The organism is Ruegeria sp. AM4 (assembly GCF_056540665.1).
Map to the genome: position 1 here is coordinate 1 of NZ_JBQFXD010000021.1, position 25628 is coordinate 25628.

21 protein-coding genes and 1 pseudogene are annotated in these 25628 nt (G+C 56.0%); 4 read left to right on the top strand and 18 right to left on the bottom strand.

What is annotated here, in order from left to right; translation table 11 throughout:
* A pseudogene (locus ACR0JA_RS22745) lies at nt 1-97 on the top strand (DDE-type integrase/transposase/recombinase); the annotation flags it as partial.
* 130 nt (nt 98-227) lie between these two features.
* Complete coding sequence (locus ACR0JA_RS22750; RefSeq protein ID WP_480579949.1) at nt 228-1226, top strand: GlxA family transcriptional regulator; 999 nt, start codon at nt 228-230, stop codon at nt 1224-1226.
* Nucleotides 1227-1230: 4 nt separating this feature from the next.
* Here the strand turns inward: ACR0JA_RS22750 and ACR0JA_RS22755 are convergent, their stop codons facing one another.
* The 4 genes from ACR0JA_RS22755 to ACR0JA_RS22770 all read right to left on the bottom strand — a co-directional run bounded on the left by ACR0JA_RS22755 (nt 1231) and on the right by ACR0JA_RS22770 (nt 6365).
* Nucleotides 1231-1806, bottom strand: a complete 576-nt coding sequence (locus ACR0JA_RS22755) for a sarcosine oxidase subunit gamma (RefSeq protein WP_480579951.1) — start codon at nt 1804-1806, stop codon at nt 1231-1233.
* Nucleotides 1799-4759 (bottom strand): sarcosine oxidase subunit alpha family protein, encoded by a 2961-nt coding sequence (locus tag ACR0JA_RS22760; RefSeq protein WP_480579953.1) that lies wholly within the window; start codon nt 4757-4759, stop codon nt 1799-1801. The genes ACR0JA_RS22755 and ACR0JA_RS22760 overlap by 8 nt, the downstream gene beginning before the upstream one ends.
* Nucleotides 4756-5043 carry a sarcosine oxidase subunit delta gene (locus ACR0JA_RS22765; RefSeq protein WP_480579955.1) on the bottom strand — a complete coding sequence of 96 codons (288 nt, stop codon included), beginning with the start codon at nt 5041-5043 and terminating at the stop codon, nt 4756-4758. The genes ACR0JA_RS22760 and ACR0JA_RS22765 overlap by 4 nt, the downstream gene beginning before the upstream one ends.
* Before the next feature lie 71 nt (nt 5044-5114).
* The gene (locus ACR0JA_RS22770) at nt 5115-6365 is read right to left on the bottom strand and encodes a sarcosine oxidase subunit beta family protein (protein ID WP_480579958.1); all 1251 of its coding nucleotides are present in this window, start codon (nt 6363-6365) and stop codon (nt 5115-5117) included.
* 400 nt (nt 6366-6765) lie between these two features.
* Here ACR0JA_RS22770 and ACR0JA_RS22775 point away from each other — a divergent pair, with 400 nt between their 5' ends.
* Entirely contained in the window at nt 6766-8142 is a 1377-nt protein-coding gene (locus ACR0JA_RS22775) for an ammonium transporter (RefSeq protein ID WP_480579961.1), read from the top strand.
* A 320-nt stretch (nt 8143-8462) separates the two neighbouring features.
* Nucleotides 8463-9560 (top strand): cytochrome P450, encoded by a 1098-nt coding sequence (locus ACR0JA_RS22780; RefSeq protein WP_480579964.1) that lies wholly within the window; start codon nt 8463-8465, stop codon nt 9558-9560.
* Here the strand turns inward: ACR0JA_RS22780 and ACR0JA_RS22785 are convergent.
* The 14 genes from ACR0JA_RS22785 to ACR0JA_RS22850 all read right to left on the bottom strand — a co-directional run bounded on the left by ACR0JA_RS22785 (nt 9557) and on the right by ACR0JA_RS22850 (nt 25608).
* Nucleotides 9557-10813, bottom strand: a complete 1257-nt coding sequence (locus ACR0JA_RS22785; protein ID WP_480580049.1) for an NAD(P)/FAD-dependent oxidoreductase — start codon at nt 10811-10813, stop codon at nt 9557-9559. The two genes, ACR0JA_RS22780 and ACR0JA_RS22785, sit on opposite strands and share 4 nt — an antisense overlap.
* A gap of 53 nt (nt 10814-10866) precedes the next feature.
* A complete protein-coding gene (locus ACR0JA_RS22790; protein ID WP_480579966.1) occupies nt 10867-13239 on the bottom strand; it encodes a trimethylamine N-oxide demethylase in 2373 nt (790 codons plus the stop codon).
* A 4-nt stretch (nt 13240-13243) separates the two neighbouring features.
* Complete coding sequence (locus tag ACR0JA_RS22795; RefSeq protein ID WP_480579969.1) at nt 13244-15229, bottom strand: ABC transporter permease; 1986 nt, start codon at nt 15227-15229, stop codon at nt 13244-13246.
* Nucleotides 15229-16248, bottom strand: coding sequence for a quaternary amine ABC transporter ATP-binding protein (locus ACR0JA_RS22800; RefSeq protein ID WP_480579972.1), 1020 nt, complete (start codon nt 16246-16248; stop codon nt 15229-15231). The genes ACR0JA_RS22795 and ACR0JA_RS22800 overlap by 1 nt, the downstream gene beginning before the upstream one ends.
* 74 nt (nt 16249-16322) lie before the next feature.
* Nucleotides 16323-17276, bottom strand: coding sequence for an ABC transporter substrate-binding protein (locus ACR0JA_RS22805; protein ID WP_480579975.1), 954 nt, complete (start codon nt 17274-17276; stop codon nt 16323-16325).
* Between the two features lie 68 nt (nt 17277-17344).
* On the bottom strand, nt 17345-18679 hold the full coding sequence (locus ACR0JA_RS22810) for a flavin-containing monooxygenase (protein WP_480579978.1): 1335 nt from the start codon (nt 18677-18679) through the stop codon (nt 17345-17347).
* The gene (locus ACR0JA_RS22815; RefSeq protein WP_480579981.1) at nt 18676-18969 is read right to left on the bottom strand and encodes a DUF1330 domain-containing protein; all 294 of its coding nucleotides are present in this window, start codon (nt 18967-18969) and stop codon (nt 18676-18678) included. Before ACR0JA_RS22815 ends, ACR0JA_RS22810 begins: the two co-directional genes overlap by 4 nt.
* A gap of 1 nt (nt 18970) precedes the next feature.
* On the bottom strand, nt 18971-19561 hold the full coding sequence (locus ACR0JA_RS22820; RefSeq protein ID WP_480579984.1) for a hypothetical protein: 591 nt from the start codon (nt 19559-19561) through the stop codon (nt 18971-18973).
* Complete coding sequence (locus ACR0JA_RS22825) at nt 19558-20406, bottom strand: carbon-nitrogen hydrolase family protein (protein WP_480579987.1); 849 nt, start codon at nt 20404-20406, stop codon at nt 19558-19560. Before ACR0JA_RS22825 ends, ACR0JA_RS22820 begins: the two co-directional genes overlap by 4 nt.
* A 3-nt stretch (nt 20407-20409) precedes the next feature.
* Nucleotides 20410-20823, bottom strand: a complete 414-nt coding sequence (locus tag ACR0JA_RS22830; RefSeq protein ID WP_480579990.1) for a hypothetical protein — start codon at nt 20821-20823, stop codon at nt 20410-20412.
* 13 nt (nt 20824-20836) lie between these two features.
* On the bottom strand, nt 20837-22201 hold the full coding sequence (locus ACR0JA_RS22835) for an FMN-binding glutamate synthase family protein (RefSeq protein WP_480579993.1): 1365 nt from the start codon (nt 22199-22201) through the stop codon (nt 20837-20839).
* Nucleotides 22202-22254: 53 nt separating this feature from the next.
* Nucleotides 22255-23124 (bottom strand): GltB/FmdC/FwdC-like GXGXG domain-containing protein, encoded by an 870-nt coding sequence (locus tag ACR0JA_RS22840; RefSeq protein WP_480579996.1) that lies wholly within the window; start codon nt 23122-23124, stop codon nt 22255-22257.
* On the bottom strand, nt 23112-23978 hold the full coding sequence (locus tag ACR0JA_RS22845) for a class II glutamine amidotransferase domain-containing protein (protein WP_480579998.1): 867 nt from the start codon (nt 23976-23978) through the stop codon (nt 23112-23114). Before ACR0JA_RS22845 ends, ACR0JA_RS22840 begins: the two co-directional genes overlap by 13 nt.
* Before the next feature lie 154 nt (nt 23979-24132).
* Entirely contained in the window at nt 24133-25608 is a 1476-nt protein-coding gene (locus ACR0JA_RS22850) for a glutamine synthetase family protein (protein WP_480580001.1), read from the bottom strand.
* Nucleotides 25609-25628: the final 20 nt, after the last annotated feature.

Sequence of the window (25628 nt, forward strand, 5' to 3'; positions counted from 1 at the left end):
ATATCTTTATCGAGCGATCAATATACACAGCAAGACCCTTGATTTCATGCTGTCCGAGCGTCGGAACAAGGCCGCTGCGACGAGGTTCTTCTGCCAAGACCCTTCTGACAATACTGTATTTTTCTGTTAGTCATGAAGCAAAGTCGAAATACGGTGACTAACCAGTTCGCAAACTGCAAACGAACGGCGATATGAAACATCTTTCAAGCCCTATGAAGGGTCTAAGCTTGGAAACACGCGATCGGATAACACTGGGTTTTCTGACGTTTCCCGGGTTTCCGATGGCTTGCCTTACGTCTGTGATCGAACCCCTGAGAGCAGCCAATGAGATTGCCGCCCGCGAAGTGTTTTCCTGGAAAGTTGTATCTGAAACCGGCGCTTCGACGCTTTCCAGCGCGAAATTGCTCTTTCCATCTGACATTGCCTTGCAAGAAGTCCTGGGGCTGGAAATGCTGTTTCTTCTTTCAGAACCTGATGGGAAATTCACGGATCCTGACGCAGCAAATGGAAAACTACGATACCTCGCGCGGCACGGGACAAACGTTTGCGCGATTAGCGGAGGAATTTTCCCGTTAGCCCGTTCCGGTGTTTTGGATAGTCAGACCTGCTCTGTTCACTGGTGTTACAAAACAGCTTTTGAGAATGAGTTCCCGGACATAGAAACAACCGATGATGTCATTGTTTTGAACCAGCGCTGCTGCACAGCGTCCGGAGCGGCAGCCGCCTTTGATCTATCGCTTCATCTGATTGAACTTGTTTTTGGTGAGGCCGTCATGACCGAAGTTGCTTGTTGGTTTCAACACCCGTCAATTCGCAGCCCAGGCATACGTCAACAGACACCCGCGTTCGAAACCGATGACACCGCTGATCACCTTCCAAGCATCGTATCCAAGGCGATCCAACTGTTTTCGGAAAACCTGGAGTTTCCTTTGACCACGCGCGAAGTTGCGCAGCGCGTCGGAGTTTCAGCCCGGCATCTTGAACGTAGCTTTCAGAAGGCCACAGGGCGAAGCCCGGGTCGCTATTATCGGCTTGTTCGGTTACGGGCAGCGCGTGAGCTTGTAATTTATACACAAGATGCTTTCACATCTATTGCAAGTGCGGTTGGTTATTCCAATCCAACTTCAATGTCACGAAACTATTCTGAACAATTCGGCTCTTCTCCGCGACAGGATCGGCAAGAGCGCAACCGTTTTCGCGTAACCAGAAATGCACCCTTCAATTGAGTCTCTAGTGCGTACGAACGACAGTCCGGGCGGTTTCAGTAAGAGCATGGTGCAGTGATTTGGCCGACGACCGCGGCCCGAGTGCAGAGAAAGATGTTTCTGTCTCATGGCACCACAAATAGCACCCGATGTGGTGCATCGAGCATCGGGTGGCGGCACCGGACTGCATCGCTCGGATATCAACATTGCAAATCCGTTCGAGCAGATCGCAGGCTGCCGGGCCGGTGATGTCGAACCGGCACCAGCCATCGGTTTGTTCGACAACAGAAGCCGTATCTCCGACTGCTGTCTTGACTTCGTCGGCGAGCATCTCGTGGCTTGCGTGATCCGCATCGATCATCCAACTGTCGGGACCGATCCAAAAGGCGGAATAGGTCAGACACGCTACCGATTTGCCCGGTGAAGGCAGCACCGCACCGATCAACTCATTGACCTGCGCGCCGCACGCTGCCTCATGCCCATGACGTGCGGTTAGGGATGCCAGCGCCCGCGATGGGTTTTCTGTGATCGTCAAGCCGGGAAAGTCGTCGGATCTCGGCTCGGCACCGCCAAGCGGTGCGAGTGGTTTCAGCTTATGCACGCTGACGTCCTCCATCGGGATCAACGAAATGGGCACTTACCACTTCGACCTTTACTTCGTTGCCTTCCAGCGGGTTGACCAGCCGCAGAACCTCGCCTATCCGTTCGCCTCCGTTCTTCAGGAATCCGATGCCGATCGAACTGTGCAGGACTGGTGAAAATGCGGCCGAGGTGACGTAACCCTGATCGTGGGCTGCATCGATAGGACCATCACCGTTCATCAAATGGCCCCCTGCGACAACGGAGTCGCCAGTATCCATCGGTTTGAAGCCCACAAGACGCAGAGCATCTGGCTCGTTCAGCCCGACGCGCTCGCTTAGGGTGTTGCCGATGCAGTCCTTCTTTTTGCTGACCATCCGTCCCATGCCAAGATTCAGAGCCGTGGTGGTGCCATTCAGCTCATTACCGGCGGCATGCCCCTTTTCGATCCGCATGACGCCCAGCGCTTCGGTACCATAAGGAACCACGCCAAACTCTTCGCCTGCCTCCATCAATGCGCGGATCATCGCATCGCCATAGCGTGTGGGCACGGCGATTTCATAGGCCAACTCGCCGCTGAACGAGATACGGAACAGACGCGCCCGGCAACCGCCACAAACGGTAATCTCGGCGCAAGCCATGAATGGAAACGCATCGTTCGACAGATCAAAGCCCGGATCGACAACTATCTCCAGCAGTTTGCGTGCATTCGGTCCGGCCACGGCATACTGCGCCCAAGCCTCGGTGGTCGAGATCAGTTGCACGTCCAGATCGGGCCAAAGACACTGCCGCGCGAACTCCATCTGGCGGTAGACCAGAACGGCGTTGGCGGTGGTTGTCGTTACCACAAAGTGGTCCTCGGCCAGTCGCGCCGCAGTACCATCGTCATAGGCGATGCCGTCTTCCCGAAGCATCAGGCCATAGCGTACCTTGCCCACCGGCAGTTTCGCGAACCCGTTGGCGTAAATTTTGTTCAAGAAAACCGCCGCGTCCGTTCCCTGAACGTCGATCTTACCCAACGTGGTGACGTCGCACACACCGACCGAATTGCGGGTCTGCAGCACCTCACGATCCACCGATTGCCGCCAGTGCTTTTCACCTTTTTGCGGGAACCATTGTGCACGCAGCCAATCGCCGACCTCGGTGAACACAGCGCCCTGTTCCGTTGCCCATTTGTGACTTGGGGTCTCTCGGGTCGGATGGAAATGCTTGCCGACCGACCGACCGGCCAGAACACCCATCGAAACCGGCGTATAAGGCGGGCGGAATATGGTGGTGCCGGTCTCTGGGATCGACTTGCCCGTCATCTCGGCCATCACTGCCAAGCCACCCATATTCGAGGTCTTGCCCTGATCGGTGGCCATACCCAGCGTGGTATAGCGTTTCAGATGTTCGACCGAGACATAGTTCTCTTGATGCGCCAGTTTGACGTCTTTGACGGTCACGTCGTTTTGTTGGTCTAGCCAGGCCCGGCCCTTACCCTCTTTCACATACCAAAATGGTTGCAGGTTCACCGGTGCGTCCTCGGCCTGCGGCAAATCCTCGACCTGCGCCGCGATCCCGAGATCAGACAGAGCCGCTACCGCCCCTTCCGCGCCGGATTTCAGCGCGCCGTGTGTCGACATAACGCCCGCCGCAGCACCGGCGACCGACATGCCGACCGGCAACACGTCACCTGGTACAAACGCTGAGAGGTCTTCGTTCCATTGTGGACGCCCGCGCTGATGGCAGGTCAAATGAATGTTGGGATTCCACCCACCTGAAACCGCCAGGCCGCCGCAAATGATATCACGGGTAAACCCCTTGGCTGTACGGACTGTCACTGACCCCAGGCCCAACCTGCCCTTGCTGTTGATCACCTGCGCACCGGCGAACAGTTCGGTCCCTTCGACCGCAGGAGCGTCGGCCCGTGTGTCGATCACGGCGGTGACATGCACACCTTTCGATATCAGGTCGGCGGCCGTGCGATGACCATCATCGTTGTTGGTAAATACAGCCACGTGCGCGTGCGGGGTCACTGCCCAGCGGTTGACATAGGCCCGGGTTGCCCCGGCCAACATCACGCCGGGGCGATCATTGTTGGCAAAAGCAATAGGCCGCTCGGTTGCACCGGCACATAGCAGCGCCCGTTTTGAATAAATCCGCCACATGCTCTGGCGAGGCTGCGCGGCATCGGGCGCGGGCAGATGATCAGCTACCCGCTCGACAGCACCATAAATGCCATGATCAAAAGCCCCGATCACGGTGGTGCGCGAAAGCAAGCGAACATTGTCCATCGCCGACAGCTCCGCAAGGATCTGCACCGCCCAGTCCGATCCGGCCAATTCGCCGACCTCATAGCGTTCGGCGTTGAGTCGCCCGCCCATGACAAAGTCCTCGTCCGCGAGAATGACCCGCGCACCAGCTCGACCAGCCGTCCGCGCCGCCATCAGACCCGCCGGACCGGCCCCGATCACCAGCAGATCGCAGTGCAGAAAGCCTTTGTCGTACACATCCGGGTCATCTTGTCCGGACACGCGGCCCAAACCGGCGGCGCGCCGGATCACCGGTTCGTAGAGCATCTCCCAGAACGCCTTTGGCCACATGAATGTCTTGTAGTAGAAACCTGCCGTCAGAAAATTGCTGAACAAGTCGTTGACCGACAGCACATCCCGTTTCAGGGATGGCCAGCGGTTCTGCGATTTTGCTTCCAGCCCGTCAAAAAGCTCGGCCACCGTAGCGCGGGTGTTGGGCTCCTGCCGTGCGCCAGAACGGAGTTCGACCAGCGCGTTGGGCTCTTCTGACCCGCAGGTCAGTGGCCCACGGGGACGGTGATACTTGAATGAGCGCCCCATCAGACGCACACCATTGGCCAGCAGGGCCGAGGCCAATGTATCGCCGGGATGGCCTTGATACTGTCTGCCGTCAAAGTTGAACTTCAGGGGCTGTGACTGATCGACAAGACCGCCATTCAGCCGGTTGGTCTGTACGCTCATATGCTGCGCCCCCTTGCCCGGGCCACATCACGGGCCAGTTCGACGGATGTGATCTCATGCGTCAACGTATTGCGCGTCACTACCAACCATGAGCGGTCGCCTTGCTCGTGATACCAAAGTTCACAATGCTCTCCGGCCGGATTGTCGCGCAGATAGAGGTAGTCGTGAAAGGCGTCGGCTGCGTTGTCAGCCTGCCAGTCGGGGCGGTCGATCAGTGCCACGTCGCCGAGATAGACAAACTCCTGCGCGTCGCGGGGGCCAAGAAGCGGATGGGTGATAATCATAGCATTGGCTCCTTTCGCATTTTCGAACCGTAGAACCAGTTCTCGGTTTTACGGAATACACTCATATCCCTTCAGTGCAGGTTGGGCTGCGCGCCCACCCCCTTCTCATCGATCATGTGACCGGTACGGAACCGATCCAGACGATAGGCTGTTGCAACTTCATGCGGTCGATCGGTGGACAGAAGATGCGCAAAACACCAGCCTGATGCCGGGGTCGCCTTGAACCCGCCATAACACCAGCCACCGTTAAAATAGAGACCATCAATGTGCGTCCGGTCGATGAACGGAGAGCCATCCATCGACATGTCCATGACGCCGCCCCAAGCCCGCAGCAATCGCACCCGCCCAAGCGCCGGGATCAGCGCCACGCCGCTTTCCACAACATCCTCGATCACCGGAAGATTCCCCCGCTGGGCGTAGGTGTTGTACATGTCGATATCGCCGCCAAAGACCAGTCCGCCTTTGTCCGACTGACTGCAATAGAAATGCCCTGCCCCGAAAGTGATCACCCCATCTATGACCGGCTTGAGCCCCTCGGACACAAAAGCCTGCAGCACATGGCTTTCGATCGGCAAACGCATGCCCGCAGCCTCCATCACCCGACTTGATGAGCCGGCCACGGCCGCCCCGACTTTCCTCGCCCCAATGAACCCGCGCGAGGTCTCGACCCCCAAAACCTTGCCATTCTCGATGCGGAAACCTGTAACCTCACAGTTCTGGATGATATCCACACCAAGCAGATCCGCGCCGCGCGCGTAGCCCCAAGCCACTGCATCGTGGCGCACCGTGCCGCCGCGCCGTTGCAAGAGCCCGCCCTTAATCGGAAAGCGACTGTTATCAAAGTTCAGGAACGGATACATCGCCCTGACGCCCGTCGCATCCAGCAGTTCGGCATCCGAGCCGTTCAGGATCATCGCGTTGCCCCGGCGCCGTGCCGCATCGCGCTGCGCATCCGAGTGAACAAGGTTAAGAATGCCACGCTGGCTAACCATGGCGTTGAAATTGAAATCCTGCTCAAGTCCTTCCCAGAGTTTCAGGGAAAATTCGTAAAACGGCTCGTTCCCGTCCAGCAGGTAGTTCGAACGGACAATTGTCGTGTTTCGCCCCACATTGCCCCCTCCGATCCAGCCTTTCTCAAGAACTGCGATCCGCGCTTCACCGAACTCCTTGGCCAGATAGTATGCAGTGGCCAATCCATGGCCGCCTCCACCAACGATCACAAAGTCATATTGCGTCTTAGGCTCAGGATCACGCCAGGCTTGTGTCCAGCCTTTGTGTCCAAGAAGTGCTTCCTTGATTACCCGAAATCCTGAATAACGCATGATTAACCCGCATTCCTTTTGAAGCACGCTGAGGATCAAACTTCGGCTTGACCATTTCGATATGCGGCGTCGAACTGACCTTTTGCGACCAAATAACCGAATGTTTCGCGTTTTATCCTATGAATCGAATGCTTCCAAAATTAGCTGACCAGGTCAGCTAGAACCTAAGGGAGTTAGTTTAGCGAGGCTTGAATTCACAACGCCACAAGGATTCACAATAGTCAGTGAATTTACCATCATCTGTTCCCAAGCGTCAGTTTGCCTGTTGTGATTTGGATTAGTTTTGGATTAATTTTTTTACTTCTGGTTTCGATTTGGTTTAGTGTAGCATTTTGTCGCAGACTCTTGAAATTCGTCTGTGAACACCGAGCACGGTCGGGAACTCAGCAAGGTTGGGAACATGGAAGAGCAACTAGCAGAACTAGCGGCCAAGGTCGCGGAACTGGAAGCATCGACGTCTGTAACGAACACGATGTTTGCCGAAACCTACTACTACCTCACGATACCCTTAATGGTCATCATCCATGCCGGTTTCCTGGCTTACGAGATGGGGGCATCGCGCCAAAAAAACGTGCTGGCTTCGGGAATAAAGAATATTCTCGCCTTCGCATTCATGATGCCTACCTTCTATTTCTTTGGGTGGTGGGTCTACTGGGGTTTCCCAACTGGGATCACGTTCTCAGAGGGCGCCATGGGCATTTCAGGTTCCACGTACGCTTCATTCGCGTTGCCATGGTCAGATAGCGCTGGCCCGAACCTAGACGATCAGTCAACTGGTGTATTTTGGGGTGCTTTTGCCCTTTTCGCTGCGACAACGGCCTCTATCTTCTCGGGTGCTGTCATCGAACGGATTCAAGTCGTCGGGTTTGTCATCCTCGCAGTCGTACTGGGCTCTTTCGCATGGGTTGTCGCTGCTGCCTGGGGCTGGCATGCAGATGGATGGATGGTCACACAATGGGGTGTCCACGACTTTGGTGCTGCCGGACTGGTTCACGCGGTAGCCGGGTTCTTTGCCCTTGGTGTTCTCATCAACCTCGGTCCGAGAATCGGCAAATTCAATGAGGATGGTACGGCCAACCACATAGGCGGTCACAACATGCCATTCACAGTCACAGGCCTGATGCTGATCATCGTTGGTTTCTGGGGCTTCTTAATGGCCTGCGTAATCGTGCCGGGCGAAGCCTGGAGCTGGTACGCTGACAAAGCCACCACCATTTATGGCACGCCGATGACACTAAGCTCACTGGCATTCAACATCCTGATGGGCATGTCAGGCGGCATAATTGGCGCATGGGCAATCGCTCGGGACCCATTCTTCATGATGTCAGGCGCCCTTGCAGGCATCATCGCCACCGCCTCAGGCTTGGACGTTTACGACCCGTCTCTGGCGTTTGTGATGGGCTTTGCCGGCGGCGCTCTGCTTAAGCCGTGTTATACATGGCTGGAGAACCGTGGCATCGACGACGCTGTCGGAGCGGTCACCGTTCACGGCACGATTGGCCTGTTTGGTCTGATCATGTTTGGTGTCTGGGGGTCAGGGCTTCCTGCAATTCAGGGCGACGACGTCGCGACTGTGTCGCTGCTTGGCCAGATAGTCGGTGCCGTGGTCTTCTTCCTCGTGGGCTTTGTACCTGGGTACGTCATCAGCTGGGTTCTCAACAAACTGGGAATGCTGCGCGTCACAAAGGAAGCCGAAATTGCCGGCCTCGATCTGACGAAAGTGCCCATGCAGGCATATCCCGAAGGTATCTCACCTTCGGCCAGCCCTGCCGAGTAACATCTGGAACAAGGAGACAAAATAATGGGATTTAGCCTAGCGAATGTGGATGAAATGAGCGGTCCGATTTTTATGGGTGCCGGAGGTTCTACGCCGATGCTTTGGTTCGTGCTCGCCGTACTAATTTGTTTGTTCGCACTGTGGAGTGGACAAAAGCACGAGCATGATGCCTACAAAAAACTAAAGGAATAATAGCCACTGTACTAAACTAAAGGCCGCACAATTTGTGCGGCCTTTTTTGTTGGACACCGATGAGTCGAATTCTTCCCTTTCTTGACCTGACCAATCCGGGGTTTTCCACTCGATCTCCGGAAGTACGTATGGCGCGCGAGGCGTCGTGGTGCGCTCGGACACCATTCGGATTTGCGGTCCTCCGGCACCGCGAAGCCGGTACAATTCTGCGAGATCGTAGGTTTCGTCAAGGCAGCCACGCCTGGCCAGAAGCGGTTGGGCTTCAGGGCAGTTTTGCAGAGTTCTGGAAGCGCAGTGTCATCTCGCTGGAGGGCGAAGAACACGCCGCTTTACGGAAAATCGCCCAGAATGCCCTTGCCAAGGAACAAATCCTTGCGCTGGAACCCACATTCACCAAAATCGCTGAAACCTTGTGTGATACCCTAAGGGGCCCCGGGCCCTTTGACATAATTGATGGCTTCACCGAGCCGTTCGCGGGACAGGCGATTACGGCGCTTCTGGGGTTGCCAATGCAGATTTCTGGACGGCTTGCATCAGATGCAACCTGTCTTGGTTTGGCAATGGGTCCCGAGGCTCTCCGCTACCAGACAGAAGTCAACGCGTCTTTGGATCGGCTAGCGGTGTTAGCAAATCGGTTAATCGATGCACCGCCGCACGACAGTTTTGTATCTCGCCTTGTGTCCCAAAAATATGAAGATCGTCAGGCGTTGGTCGATCTGACTGTCATCTCCATCTTTGGCGGCGTGGATACGACCCGTGCTCAATTGGCATTCGCGGCACATCTGTTCTCGCAACATCCGGAACAGTGGGAATGGTTGCGGGCCAACCCGCAAGCGGTTTCAAACGCCATCGACGAGGTGATCAGGATGCGCCCAACAACGACCTGGGCGACCCGAGAAGCATTGGAAGATATCACGATTGGGGATGTGACATTTCACTCAGGGGCAACCGTGCATATTCTTGTCCACGCCTCAGGTACTGATCCAAAGTCCGGCCACAATGGCGCATTTGACATTCGCGCGCGCCGGAAGTCGCATTTTGGATTTGGAGGAGGCGCTCATCACTGTCTGGGGCACTTGGTTGCAAGAACAGACATGATGGCGGCACTGAAGGTCTGGCTGCGTTACTGGGAAGCTATTGAACTTGCAGACGATCCGGTGTTTTTGCCTGACAGTGGCAACACAAGCCCGCTGCGGATGACCGTTTTACCGAAATGGGCGAACTAGCCGTTTGCGCTTCTGTCTTCACGAGGATCAACCCAGTTGCGGTACCACAAATCAATTGGGCGCAGGAAATGAGGTCGGCCACCGGGATAGAACCAACGCGAAGAAAGCCTCGTCTGCGTAAAGGCCGTCTCGCCGTCTGGTGACCCCACGGCGCGAAGTGCTGCCTTGCGGCCCAACCACGGGGCCAACACAGTTCCCCCGCCTGAATACCCCAAGGCATAGTGAATACCGTTTCGCTCGCCTACATGTGGCAACTGACCAAAGGTGAAACCAGTGTTTCCGGTCCAGACATGGGACAGCCGAACATCCCGCAGTCTGGGCCAAATCTCGGCTATCTTATTGTGCAAGCGGCGTGCGGCCTTGTGAAGGTCGATATCCACCAATGCCGCTCGACCTCCGAACAGCAAACGGGACCCATCGGGCGAAACCCGGAAGTAGCTGTGGTGCATTCGGGTTTCCACCATCATGCGCCGACCGGGTGCCAGTTCATTTATCAGTCCACGTTCCAACGGTTCTGTTGCCACGAGATAACTTGGCACCGGAAAGACACGCCGGTTGAACCAGTTGAATTGGTTGCCTGTATAGCCATTGGTGGCCAGAATGACCCTGTCAGCGGAAATGCTCCCTTGCGGTGTCGAAACCTGCAAAGCCACGCCTGCCTTTTGCATATTCGCCGCCGGGCAATTCGAAACAACGGGAATGCCCCGAACTGACGTGGCATTTAGCAAACCGAGCAGATACTTGGCCGGGTGAATTGCGCCATGTGTCGGGAATAAGATGGCGCCCTTGTACAGTGGCGTCCTAATGTTCATTGGCAACTCATTGCGACCCAGAATCTTGCACGGTCCAGCGCCTTTTTCTGAAATCTGAGTCGCCATCTTTTCTTGCGCCGCGAACTGGGACGAAGTGTAAGCCAGCTGAATGCGCCCGCATTCTTCGTAATCGCAAGTGATTTGCTCTTTCCTCAATAGGACTTTGACCCACCTCAGCGCATCTGAAGCCTCCGAGAACAGAGCATCAGCGACCTGCGGTCCATAGCGATTTGACAACGCGTCCCAACCAACCCTCGGGTGGGCTCCCAACATGCCACCGTTTCGGGTCGAAGCCCCCTGCCCCGGCTTACCGCTGTCTATAACCAAAACCCGAGCCCCCGCATCGTGGGCCGCGATGGCCGCCGAAAGTCCGGTGTAACCGGCGCCAATGACAAGAACTTCTGTTTTTGTGGGCAGCCTGCATTCAAGAGTGGGCCACACTACATCGTCCCACCAATAAGGACGCCCAGGAACGGCATCCTCTGTGAAGAGGCTCAATCGTAGTTCCCTTTTACCCGCTCTTTCCCGGGGTCGAAATGCGGGAAGGCGACCACCCGGGCCTTCAGTCGCTTTTGCTGGCCGTCCAATTGGCCGATTTCAATATCCGTCCCGACTTCGGCATGTGCTGTCGCAACCCTGCCAAGCGCGATCACTTTCCCTAGAACCGGCGATTTCACGGCAGAGGTAATCTCACCGACTTGCGCCTTGCCGATCCGAACACAATCGCCGGGCGAAGGCACGGTTCCTCCTTCGATATCAAACCCGACAAGTTTTCGGTGCGGATGCGCCTTGCGTTCTTCCAATGCGGCGCGGCCAATAAAGTCGTCCACTTTTGATTTCAGCGGCACGGTAAAGCCAATTCCGGCTTCAAACGGGTCAGTTGTGTCGTCAAACTCGCTTCCCGCGAAAATCAGACCTGCTTCGATCCTCATCATGTCCAGCGCAGCCAGGCCCAGCGGCGCAAGGTCATAATCCTGACCCGCGTCCCAGACGGCATCGAACACCTCGACCGCATCCTTTGGATGGCAGAAGATTTCGTATCCCAACTCACCTGAATAGCCGGTTCTGGAAATCACAACCGCGGTTCCCGAGTAATCGCCGATACGGGCGATTGTCATGCGGAACCACGGCAGTTCCTCAACGGACGGTTGGGTTGGCGGCATCCAGAAGACTTTCTTAAGGATATCCCGGGAATAGCGCCCCTGCACGGCAATGTTGTGAAGCTGATCCGTTGACGGACGGACCCAAGCGTTCAAACCCCGCTTGGCAGCCTGCTCCTTAAGCCACAAGCCACTTGTGTCATTGCCCCCTATCCAACGGAAATTGTTGTCCCCCAAACGATAAATTGTACCGTCGTCGATCATTCCGCCGTGCTCATAGCACATGGCGGTGTAGCTGACCTGCCCGACGCTTATTTTCTTGACGTTCCGCGTCACGCAGACTTGCATCAGCTCTTCCGCGTCCGGCCCCGTCACCTCGTATTTTCGCAGTGGCGACAGATCCATGACCGCTGCCTTTTCACGCACGGCCCAGTACTCTGCAATGCTTCCAAGTTTGGGGATCGTATTTGCAAGCCAGTAGCCGTTGTATTCAACGAAGTCCTCGGTGTGACGCGCAAAGCAATCATGGAACGCGGTTTTTTTGGTTTCTTCCACATCCGCCTCCGCAGATTTTCTATAGCCGACGGATCGTTTGAAATCCTCGGTGGCTTTGTACGTGCGGACCTGGATATCCGTCGGGTTCCATCCATTTGCCGGGTCGACATCGCAGGGGCACGCGGTGCTGACGCAAACCAGATCAGACAAAGCTCGGAGCAACACAAAGTCGCCGGGTCGTGACCAGGGGTCGTCCATTCCGATGGCGTTCGTATCATCGAGCATCGTGTTGAAAAAGAAATTGATCGCGGGCCAGCCGCCGCGTGGCCGGACGTTGAATCGGGCCAAATCCGCATTCATGTTGTCCGAGCAGTTGATATGCCCGGGGTAGCCGAGATCCTCGTAGTACCGTGCCGTGCACGCAAGACCAAACGTGTCGTGACGCCCGCAGGTGTCCTGCACGATCTCAACCAGCGGCTCCTGATCAACGGACCAGTATTTTGAGAAAGTTCCCGGGTTAGGGTAGAGGCTTCCCATTAAGCTGCGGGTCGTCGTCGGATCTATCTCGCGCTCAAGACCATTATCGAGCGCACGTAAGGAAAAGGCTTGAAAATCCGAGCATTCCCTGCCCTTCACGTCCAGTATCTGGATGTACTCACCCTTTTTGACTTCGTAGGCCGATGCGTGTCCGGGTTGGATGTTCAGGTCTTGTAGCGGATCGGCCAAAGGATCAGGTGGTCCCATCGCGCCCTTGGCATGCTTCGGGTCCGCCCTGCGGATGTAGAGGACAAGTTCCGTTGGCGCATTCTGTGCCTCTGGGCTCATCGGTTTGCCCGGAGCCGCGCAAATCAACAAACCATCACGTTCTGCCGTAAAATTGGCTGTTTCGCCGGGCTTCGATTCCTCTGGGAAGACTCTGATCGCATCCCCGGTTTCGATAGTGAATCCCGATGCTGCCAACGCCTTCAGAACGGTTGCGCCCGAACGTGAACCATTTGCTAGCGTTTCAATTGTCGCGGTGGGCCGTCCCTTGCCGATAGTCCCAAGCATCGCCGCATCTGAGGTTCGATCAGGTGCAAAAAACACCAGTTCACCCTGTTGCAAACCTTCTTTGTCGACAATGCTGATCTCATCACCTCGAAAGATCGGCACAGCTCGTGATCCGCCTCCGGGCACTGGATGGCGCTCAACACCATGAGGCAGTATCGGAAGGCCGGGCGAGACAATCCCCCGTCTTTCCCAAGGATGCTCAATGAACTCCGGCTTGTTCATATCATCAACCGAGCCCCAGTACTTTTTTGCGCTTCTCGGCCCACGCCATAACCGCCAGATCAAATGTCAGAGCCATAAACGCAACGTTCATCCCTAGTACGATGTTCTTACCGAGCTCGGTGCCTGCCAGCGTCCGCTGCAATTCCTGACCTAGGTCCTGGGTCCCAATGAAGGCGGCAATGATCACCATGAAGAAGGCGAACATGATCGCCTGATTGAATCCCACTGCCATAGTCGGCAGGGCCATTGGTAACTGAACCGCCCAAAGCTTCTGTCGACGTGTCGCGCCGGACATATCAGCCGCTTCGGTTATTTCCGGCGGAACAGTACGCAACCCTTCAATCGTGTATCGCGTGAGCGGAACAGTGGTGAAGATCACGATCGCGAAGACCACTGCAACATCATTCACACCGAACAGCATGATAGCCGGAATAAGGTAGATGAAACTGGGGAATGTCTGTGCCGTATCGCAAGCCAGCAAAATACGGTTCGACCACTTTGCGGAACGCGCAGCAAAAATCCCCAGTGGAATACCGATCAGCATCGAAATTATGACGGCCGAGATGACTGTATATAGCGTGATAACGGAACGGTCCCACCAGCCTGAAAAGGCGACCAGTGTGAAGAAAACAAACCCATAAATCGCGGGTCGTTTGCCACCAAGCCAATACGTCAGCGCTGTTATCAGCAAAATGAACGCAGGTGTTGGGATCCACAGAAGCGAGTTTCGGAATGGTATCAGAACTTTCACATTCAAGAACCAACGCAACCATTCCGTCACTGCATTCACCGCATCTATCGCCAAAAAGCCCTTTATTACGACGTCAATCTCTTTGCCCTTTGAGAAAGACTGACGTCGACCGATTTCGGCAAAGACATCAACGAATTGTGCGATTACACAGAACACAAAAAAGACGGACAGACCAATCAACAGGTAAGCGTGTTGCTGCCACCACGGCGTACCCTTCTCAAAATGCTCGGGTTGTTTGACAACCCACGCCTTTGACAACCGGTCGAGCATGATTGCGAACAAAACGATGGTCACGCCAATCTCAAAAGAACGGCCAAGTTTGAAACTGCCCATCATCGCGAGCAGCTTTGCGCCCAGCCCGGGCATGCCAATAAAGGCGGTCAAAACAACCATCGCGAGACACAGCATGATGACCTGGTTCACGCCGACCAATATTTCGGTCCGCGCAGCCGGCAAATAAACTCGCGTGAGCATCTGCCATCGTGTGCATCCGGACATCTTGCCTGCCTCGACAATCTCGGGACTGACTTTTTTCAGTCCAAGTGTCGTCATCAAAATCATGGGAGGGATCGCATAGATGATGGTAGCAACCGCCCCTGCCGTTGGGCCTACCTTGAAGAAGATAACTGCCGGCAAAAGATACGTAAAAAACGGAAGTGTTTGAAGCACACTTAGAACCGGTTTGATCGCGGTATCCACCCAAGGGTATTTCCAGGCGGCAATACCCAAGAGAAGCCCGATCAAGAACGCAATCGGTGCAGCAACGACCAACACAGACATAGTCTGCATTGCAATGTCCCATTGACCGATGAGCGCTGTCCAGACAAACGTGCCACCCGCCAGGGCGGCAAGCCTCCAGCCGCCGAGGTAAAAGCCGAGCACCGTCGCCGCGCCCGCAATTGCCGTCCATGGGATCGGCCCCATCATCGGCCAGCGACGCTTTCCGTAAAGCAGGTTTGCCGTTGCATCCAACAGAAACTCAAGCGGCCCTTCTGCGATGAACCGGGTGACGTAGATCAGGCCTAGATCGTTCTGAACAAAGGCGAAAACAGCGTCAAGCACCTCTGCGGTTGGTGGGATCATGGCCTCGGGTATCCGCTGTAACCAAGGCGGCAGCACGCCGAATGCATGCGCGGCCACAAAGGCCAGCGCCGTACCTATCAGTGCCAACAAAACCGGATCTCGACCGCTACCATTATGGGTGCGAGCACCAACTTCGGAGGCGTGCGTGACGGCCATCAACCAGCCCCCAGCAACAGATCAAGCGCTTCGGACCGCTGCATCACCCCGACAACTTTTCCTGATTTGTCAGCCACCGGAATCGCTTCGCGGGTTTCATTCACCAATTGCCTGGCTAGATCCTGAATCGTGGATTTGGCATCTACGGGATCGCCCTCGAGCGCGTGCCCGTTTATCGGCCTAGAAAGACCGCGGGCATGAACAACCCGAGCTTTGTCGATATCCTCAGTGAATTTCCGAACGTATTCGGTTGCTGGGTTCATAACGATCGCGTCTGGCGTATCACATTGTTCGATCGCGCCGTCTTTCATAATTGCGATCCGGTCCGCCAACCGAAGCGCTTCGTCGAAATCATGAGTGATAAACACAATCGTCTTGCCCAGCATCTCCTGCAAGCGCAGAAACTCATCCTGCATTTCGCGTCGGATCAAGGGATCAAGCGCTGAAAACGGTTCGTCCAGAAACCAGATATCCGGCTCAATCGCCAGCGACCTGGCGATGCCGACGCGCTGTTGTTGTCCGCCTGACAATTCTCGCGGGAAATAGTCCTCGCGCCCTTCGAGGCCAACCAAACGCACGACTTCCAACGCACGTTCTCGCCGCGTGTGTTTGTCTTGCCCACGCATCTCTAATGGAAACGCAACATTTTCCAGAACCGTTCGATGCGGCAACAGGCCAAAGGACTGAAACACCATTCCCATTTTGGACCGGCGCAATTCAATCAGGTCTCTTTCCGCCAATGACATAATGTCCTGACCCTCGACCTCGATGGTGCCGCCAGTTATATCGTGCAACCTGGAAAAACAGCGAACCAGAGTTGACTTCCCGGATCCGGAAAGCCCCATGATAACAAGCATTTCACCTTGACCGACATCTACAGAAACATCTTTGACCCCGGCAATGTACCCGTCGGCACGAATGTCGTCGAAGCCATGGCTTTCAGGCATCGAACGCAGGTATTTCTCTGGATGAGCCCCAAAAAGCTTCCAGACATTTCTGGCCGAAATTACCGGTGCCATGCCATTCCCCTGTCGTACAGTCACCTGCCCCACATGGTCTCGCGGGACAGGTACATTTGTCAAATCAGCTCAAGTTAACCCGAGCACTCCTGGATCCATGGATCGACAATGCCACGGTTTGCGGCCAGCCATTCAACGGCTGCTTCATCCGGTTCCAACTCGTCTGTGTCCACCAGTTTCGCCATTTCGGCGATTTGAGGGTTCGTGAACGAGATCTTGGTCAGCACGCAATACGCTGTTGGCCATTTGCCTTCCATTCCGTCCCAGGCCGCCTTTTTGAGATAGCCAGTGGCGGGGTTGCCGCAGTCGTACAGAGCGTCCGGATTTGGTCCGACGGAAGGATCGGTGTCGCACCCGTCCACCCACGCAGGAAATTCAACAAACTCACCCGGCCATACGGCTTCGGCAAAGTTGGGCGTCCAGTTGAACACGACGACCGGTTTCTTTTCAGCTTCTGCTGCACCAATTTCCGCCCAAAGCGCCGCAGCCGAACCGGCATTCACGACAACGAAGTCCATGTCCAATGCCTCGACACGTTCCTGTCCGTGTTTCAGCCAGTCCACCGGACCGTCCAGGTACCGGCCTTTGTCGCCCGTTTCAGCGGTTGCAAAAACTGCTGCACAATCGTTCAGCGCTTGCCAATCCGGCAGACCGGGGCACGCGTCCTTGGTCCACATCGGATACCACCAGTCTTCGCGGGTGACCGCGTCGTGGTCGCCGGCATCATGCAGACCGCCTTTTGACAGCGCTTCGCGGAATGACGCCCCGAACGCACCTTCCCAGACTTCCAATTCCAGCGCGACATCGCCCAGACGCACCGACTCGTAGACAGCCTGGCTGTCTGTGGTGACGTATTCGACATTCAGATCCATCTCTTCAAACATCTGACCAACGACATTCGACATCACGATCTGGCTTGACCAGTTGTGGATCGGGATCACGATCGGATCATCGCTGTCAGCGGCATGCGCCGAAACGGCCATCGCCGCGACCGCACTTGCAGAGGCCAATAAAGTCAGTTTTCTCATCTTCAGTCTCCCTGTTGTTTTCGGCGGTGGTCCGACGCCCGGTCAGGGCGAGGGTTCACGCGCCCTGTTCAAGTCTTCAGGTAATCCTCAAGACTGTCGTCCAGCGCATCCTTCCAGACCGTATGGTGCGGGGGCGCCTTTGTGCCGGTCATTGGGCTGGTATAGCCATGGTCCCGGAATTCCATAATTCCCTTCTTCTTGTGCTTCTTCCACTCGTAGAATGCCTGATTGGCCGCTTCGATATCGAACGAGGGATAGTCGGTCTCGGCGATCAGTTCGGCGGTATATGCGCCTTGATACGCAATGCAGGCATAGTCATCTTCGAGAGCGTCTTCGTCGGCCTGCCGTTTCTGCCAGTCCGCCGCCATTGTTGCGGCATCCGGCAATGCTATGCGGTCCATTATCACGTCCCGCACCCACCAGGCCTGCGCATCGAACATGTTGAACGTGTACCACTGGTCTTGCATCCCCAGATAAAAGAGGTTCGGGTTTCCGGTGTACACGACACCCTTATAAAGATCGTTTGCTGCCAATCGGTTAGCCGTTTTCAATCGCAAATCATCTGGAAGGAATGGGAAATGGTGCTTGTATCCAGTGCACAGAATAATCGCATCCACGTCGCGAGAGGTTCCGTCAATGAAGTACGCGGTTTTTCCGTCCACTCTCTCCAGCGCCGGGACTTCCGCCCAATTATTCGGCCAATTGAAACCCATGGGCGCTGTCCTATGTGCCACCGTTACTGATTTGCACCCGTACTTCCAACACTGAGAGCCGATATCTTCAGCAGAATAGGATGTTCCTAGGATTAGGATGTCCTTATCCTTGAACTCCACCGCGTCCCTGAAGTCATGTGCGTGCAGGATGCGACCTTTGTAGGACTCGAAACCGGGATAATGCGGTACATTCGGGAAACTAAAGTGCCCTGATGCTACCACGACCTGATCAAAGATCTTTCGCTCTTCAGTATCACTTAGAGCATCACGAACCGTTACTTCAAACCCGTCTTCAACCGTCCGCACATCTCGCACAACAGTGTTGAATTGAATGTACTTTCGGACATCCGCCTTTTTTACCCGGCCTTCGATATAGTCGAACAGGACAGCACGCGGTGGGTAGGACGCAATGGGTTTTCCAAAGTGTTCTTCGAAGGTGTAATCCGCAAATTCCAGCCCTTCTTTGGGCCCGTTTGACCACAAATAGCGATACATTGAGCCATGGCAGGGATTGGAATGTTCATCCAGACCAGTCCGCCACGTATAGCGCCATAGCCCACCCCAATCGGCTTGCTTTTCGTAACAAACGATCTCGGGGATATCCGCGCCCTTTTCAGCAGCTGATTGAAAAGCCCGCAATTGCGCAAGCCCCGAGGGGCCTGCCCCGATGATACAGATACGTTTGGTCATGCTACCCCCTCGACTATTGTCTGAACGCTGCTAGATGCGGACATTCGAAGTTCTTTGGCTTCTGCGTAGTCGGGTGAATGGTACCAGTCTTTGGGCGCCTGAAAGCTCGGGAACCGGATGACAACATGCCGATCACCATGTGGCGTGCCTTCGTGGCTTTCACTACGCCCGCCGCGCACAAGAAACTCGCCGCCGAACTTTTCGATAATCTTCTGAACCATCGCCACGTAGGTCGGATAGGTCTCTGCGTCTGTCACGCGGATCTGAGCGATCACATAACCCGGCACCATGTCAGCGCACCTCCGATTCAGATGAACTTGCACTCCAATCCGGCTCAAAGCCCAGAACTTCTGTGTCTTCTGGCAAAGCCGGGTTGAACAGTCGGTTATGAGCCATGGTCGCCTGATGCAGCGGGTTATGAAGGGCCAGCCGCCAGACCTTGCAGGACAAATCGAACACCTGCATATACGCCTCGAACCGTAGGCGGACCGTGCCCGCTTCGCGGATCGACGCGGCACCTGGAGAGCCTGGTGGGAACGTGGCCGTCAGGATATCGGAAAACTCTGCCGCTTTCTGATAGTATGTGGCCGAAAAAAACCGGATCGCCTGATCCCGCCGCTGTGCGGGATCATTTGTCTTTTTGGCCATATGCAACAGTTCCGGGGTGACCGAGTACCCAGTCGATTTGTTCAACACTGTGATTATGTGCCCCAGCGGATCGTCCTGCCCGGGCAGAAACAGGGCCGGGGTAATCGCGTCGTCGGGGCGACCGTGACTATCCCGCATAGCGATCTGACGCACCCGGCACTGCCATTTGAGAAAAGCCAGCCGCAGCGGCGAGGCTGAATAGCTTTCTCCAAGGACCGGGCCCAGTGAACTCATGCGACATCCTTCTTTTCTGAAACTCCAACATGATACGGCCTATCATGGCGTAAACTTGGAATGCGCGCCGCCGTAGACTGTACATGGACAAGGTCCAGTTGGGCGTGGATCACGCCAGGAATGTCGCCGCCGTCAGCCAGAACTTCACCCCAAGGGCTTACCACCAGCGAATGCCCATAACTGGCACCGCCACCCGGAACAGGACCGACCGCGCACGGTGAGACGACGAACGCAGTATTCTCAATGGCACGCGCGCGATTAAGAACATGCCAGTGCGCCTTGCCGGTCGTTTTTGTGAAAGCCGCCGGGCAGCACAGGATTTCCGCCCCATTCTGGGAAAGATCCCTGAATAACCCCGGAAAGCGAATGTCATAACAAATCGTGTGACCCACTTTGCACAACGAAGTGTCGTAGACCCGCGCACGGTCACCCGGCGCCACGGTATCGCTTTCGCGGTAAATGGCCCCTTCGGCCAGGTCCACGTCGAACAGATGTATCTTGTCGTATGACCCAAAGATATCGCCGGACGGATCGAGCATATAGCCGCGGTTGATAATTTTATCATCTGGCCCATCCACAGCGATTGAGCCCACATTCACCCAGACGTTTCGCTCGGCCGCGAAGCGGCGCAGCTTTGCCAGAACCTGATGCTCGGGCTCGGGCTGAGAAGGCGGGCACAGCTGCGCACCCTCTGACGCCAGCCCGCCACAATATTCGGGCAGGAACAACATCTGCGCGCCCGCGCGAACTGCCGCCTCGGCCATCGGCAAAGCCTCGGCTAAGGCACTCTCCATCGTCGGCATCGGCCGGGTCTGGAGGCAAGCGATATTTAGCGGGCGCGGCATGGGTCAGAACTTTTTGTAAGCCTTTCTGAGCATGACCAACGGATGGCGGTCAGACATCTGGAATTTCAACAGCAGCTCGCGTGCGATCATGTCGCGATCCTGCTGATTGTCCGGCAGATCGATGCTGTCCGGGATGCGGACCCAGCCGTTGATGTTGCGGTCAAAGACGGCGGGTTTACCTTCCTCGTAACCCATGTGAATGTCTTCGAGCCAATTGAGATCATCCCACCCCATGAATTCGATATAGCTTTTGAGGAAGGGCGTGATCCGGTTGTAGTCCGGCACAAGGTTCACGTCATAGCGATAGCCAATATGCTGGCCGATCTCTTTCTCACGTTCAGACTCCAAACCATCCGCATCGTTGATGAACTGGTTGACGTCCTTGATTTCAGACCCGCGGTACTGTGTTCCGGCCATGTCTCAGCTCTCCTTACAGATGGTGATAGTCTTCGACGCCAACAGTGTGGCTTGTCCCTGCCAGAGGGACGCCGGCCATCGCCGAGGCTTCCATGGTCAATGCGGCCAGATCTTCGGGCTCCAGCGAATGCAGATGGGTCTTGCCGCAGGCGCGGGCAAACAGCTGAGCCTCGATCGTCAGCGTATGCAGGAAGTTGTAGACACGCTCGGCCGCTTCATCGGGATCAAGGCGTTGACGCAACAGGGGGTCTTGTGTTGCGACGCCAACCGGGCAACGGCCCGTATGGCAGTGGTAGCAATAGCCCGGCTCTGCCCCGATCTCTTCGGGATAGTTGGCCTCGGGGATGTCCTTGTTACAATTGAGCGCCATCATCGCCGAGTGTCCGATGGCAATAGCATCAGCGCCAAGGGCAATCGCTTTGGCCACATCAGCGCCGTTACGGATACCGCCAGCGTAAATCAAAGTGATGTCGCCGCGTTTCCCAAGGTCATCGATGGCCTTGCGCGCCTGGCGGATCGCAGCCATGCCCGGAACACCTGTGTCTTCGGTCGCAAGGTGCGGGCCCGCGCCCGTGCCACCTTCCATACCGTCGATATAGATCGAATCCGGGTCACATTTCACGGCCATCCGAACGTCGTCATAGACACGGGCCGCGCCCAGTTTCAGCTGGATCGGGATCTGCCAGTCAGTTGCCTCACGGATTTCCTGAATTTTCAGCGCCAGATCGTCCGGACCCAACCAATCGGGGTGGCGGGCTGGCGATCTTTGGTCGATGCCCGCAGGCAATGACCGCATTTCGGCGACCTGATCCGTCACCTTCTGCCCCATCAAGTGACCGCCCAGACCCACTTTGCAGCCCTGCCCGATGAAGAACTCGCAACCATCTGCAAGCACCAGATGATGCGGGTTGAACCCATAGCGCGACTGAATGCACTGGTAGAACCACTTTGAAGAATATCGACGTTCGTCCGGGATCATCCCACCTTCGCCCGAACAGGTGGCAGTGCCCGCCATCGTTGCACCACGCGCCAGGGCGGTTTTTGCCTCATAAGACAGAGCCCCAAAGCTCATGCCCGTGATGTAGACCGGGATATCCAGCTCCAGCGGCCGTTTGGCACGCGGGCCGATCACCGTTTTGGTTTCGCACTTCTCGCGGTAGCCCTCGATCACAAAGCGCGTCAGCGTGCCGGGCAGAAATGTCAGATCATCCCAATGCGGTATCTTTTTGAACAGCGAGAACCCTCGCATCCTGTACCGGCCAAGTTCGGACTTGATGTGAATGTCATCCATGACCCTGGGCGGGAAGATAAAGCTGTCTCCGATGCGGTTGACATCACGGTCGAGCGCTTTCTTGGTTGGCGGGTTTCCATCTGCCATGTTTTATACCTTTCAAAGGGTTATCGGGCATCCCTGTCGCGCAGGGCCGTCCCTCAGAGGATGAGTTTCTTCTCGTTCGGTTCGAGGTTGTCGTAGTTCCAGAGCTGCTTGCCCGCGACGACCTTGGTGAAATGGTCCACGCCCTTGTCCGGCATCAGCCCGTATTGGGTCAGCTTTCTGGTCAGCCATGCCTTGTCTAGATCGGTCAGCTCCGCCTCGACCGCATCAACGCCCAAGGACTGGATATCGCCGCCGATGTAGATCGTTCCGTCATACATCGAGTCGCCCAGGTTTTTGCCGGCATTGCCGCAAACCACCATCCGACCGCGCTGCATCATGAAACCTGAAAGCGCACCCGTATCACCACCCACGATGATCGTACCGCCTTTCATGTCGATGCCGGTGCGTGATCCGACAGACCCCCGGCACACAAGATCTCCGCCGCGAATGGCCGCACCAAAGGTGGAACCGGCGTTCTTTTCAACGATCACCGTGCCGGACATCATGTTTTCGCCGCAGGACCAGCCGACACGCCCGTTGACCCGCACGTTCGGGCCGTCAATCAGGCCAACGGCAAAATAGCCGGTCGAGCCTTCGACGATCAGATTCAGCTTGTTCAGAATCCCCACGCCAAGGCTGTGCATGCCGCGCGGGTTCTTGATGACGATCGATCCGAAACCTTCCTCCATCAGCGCCCGGATGTTTGAATTGACCTCGGTCGCGGTCATCTCGTCGCAATCCAGTTCGGTCCGCTTGTTGAAATCGACGTCAGGTGCCCACGGATAGGCGAACCGTTCGGTCGCATCCGGGTCGAATTCCATATACATGGACCGCCCTGTCAGCTGATCCGTTGTCATGCCCAGTGCCTTGACCCGTTCTTCCTGGGTCATGCCCTTCAGGTCTGCATCGCTTACGCTTGCCATACGCGAACCTCCTCATCATAGGGGTCGGTTGTGTCGATTTCATGGGGCAGGATTGCGCGGATCGCGACCTCTTCTGAGGCCATGGCGATCAGGTCGTCGCTTTCGTAAAGAACCAGCGGTTTGGCGGCCATCGTATCCTTGGCCATGCCCAATTGATCCTTGGTGCAAACAAGGTACGTGAACACCCCGTCGATCTCATCAATCGAACGCCTTAGGCTGTCTTCCAGCGTGACACCGTTTGCAAGGTTGTGCGCCGTGTAGACCGCCAGCAATTCGCTGTCGCAATTCGACATGAAGCGATGACCTTTCCGCTCCATCTCGCGCCGCATGATCCAATAGTTCGTGATCTGCCCGTTATGGACGACCGAGACGTCGTTATAGGGAAACGCCCAATACGGGTGGGCCGATTTGATATCGACGTCGGATTCGGTGGCCATTCTGGTGTGACCGATCCCATGCGTGCCGCGGAAATCATCCAGACCATAAGCTTCGGCGACTACGGATGCATCGCCTAGATCCTTGATCAACTCCAGCCCATTCCCGAGCGACAGGATCTCTACATCTTCGATCTCTTCGATGTGTTCGGCCATCTCGCCGGTGTTTCCGTCATGGGTCAGGACATAGCGCAAGGCATAGGGGCGCACGCGCTCCTTGTCTTTCACGTTCGCGCCGTGTTCCGCCAGAATGGCATCGACCTGAGCCATCCGCTCTTCCAGGACATCGTGAATGCCGCGTCCGCGATCCATGTCCTCGGCCTCGGCGATCTTGACCCGCATCACGTAGTCTTCTGCATTCTCACGATAGACCGCATAACCGGTTGAATCCGGCCCCCGGTGCTTCAGTGATTGAAGCATTGCTGTCATCTCGCCGCCGACGTTTGACGCGCCCTTGAGATGAATTAGTCCAACAATTCCGCACATTTGACCTGCGCTCCTCCTACGAATTCTTCAATCTGGCGTAGTTCGATGACTTGGCGGATGTCCTCAGCCATCCGCCAAAGGCCTGCAGCTAGGGCAGACACTCCATGTACGTTTCATTATCCCACTCGGTGACAGTGGACATGAAGCGCGCAAACTCATCGCGTTTGTATTCTTCGTACAGACGATACATCTCGCCCGGCATGCCGCGCTTGACGACTTCGTTCCCGGCCAGATGGTCCAGAGCCTCGCCCAATGACATCGGAAGCTTTTTGACCTCTTTGCCTTCGGCCATCGCCTCGTAGATGTTGCGCTCTTCGGGCTCACCGGGATCAAGGTTGTTGTCGAGCCCGTCATCCATCGCCGCCAGCAGGGTTGATCCCATGATGTATGGGTTCACCATCGAGTCGACCGATCTGTATTCAAACCGTCCGGGCGCCGACACCCGCAAACCGGTCGTCCGGTTCTGGAACCCCCAGTCGGCAAAGACCGGTGCCCAGAACCCGGTATCCCACAAGCGGCGATACGAGTTCACAGTTGAACACCCGATGGCCGTCAGTGCCTGAAGGTGCGTGACCACACCGCCAATGGCCTTCAGACCCTCTTTGCCAGGCATCTGCGGATCATCCGTGTCGGGCATGAATGTGTTTTCACCACCCTTTACGTACATGTAGTTTTCTTTCATTCCGGGCAAATCGCCAGGATCGTTGCCAACCGGAACGAACTCATCCTCACCGCCTCTCCACAGGCTCATGTTGTGGTGGCACCCGCTGGCCGACACGCCCATGAACGGCTTGGTCATGAAACACGCAAAGATGCCGTTTTCACGCGCCACCTGCGCACAAATCTGGCGATAGGTGGTCAGACGGTCGGCGTTGCGCAGCACGTCGTCAAACATCCAGTTCAGTTCAAGCTGGCCGGGCGCGTCCTCATGATCGCCCTGGATCATGTCCAGACCCATCTGGCGCGCATAGCGTATCACCTGCATGGACACAGGCCGCAGGCTTTCAAACTGATCGATGTGATAGCAATATGGCTTTGAGAACCCATCACGCGGCTTGCCGTTCTCGTCGAATTTCAGCCACATCATTTCGGGTTCGGTACCGATCCGAAGCTTGGTTCCGTGCTTTTTTGTGAATTCCTCGTGCAGCCGACGCAGGTTCCCCCGGCAGTCAGACGTCAGATAGCCACCGGGATTTTCCTTTTCCTCGCGGTTGCGAAACAAGGTGCAGTAAAACCGCCCGATCGTCGGGGCCCAAGGCAATTGCATGAAGGTTTCAGGTTCCGGAATACCTACAAGTTCGGCCGCCTCGGGACCATATCCGAGATAGTTGCCAGCGCGGTCCGTAAACAGGTTTACCGTCGCCCCATAGACAAGCTGGAACCCTTTCTTGGCAACGGTTTCCCAGTGATCAGCTGGGATACCCTTACCCATGATCTTTCCAGTGACCGACACGAATTGAAGGTAGAGATACTCAATGCCTTTGGCATTGATCATTTCCCGTACCTGCTTGATTTTCTCATCGCGCCCCGGCGCGTCTACAAATCTCTCAAGATCGGTGGCCACTTTCTATCTCCTTGCTGGCT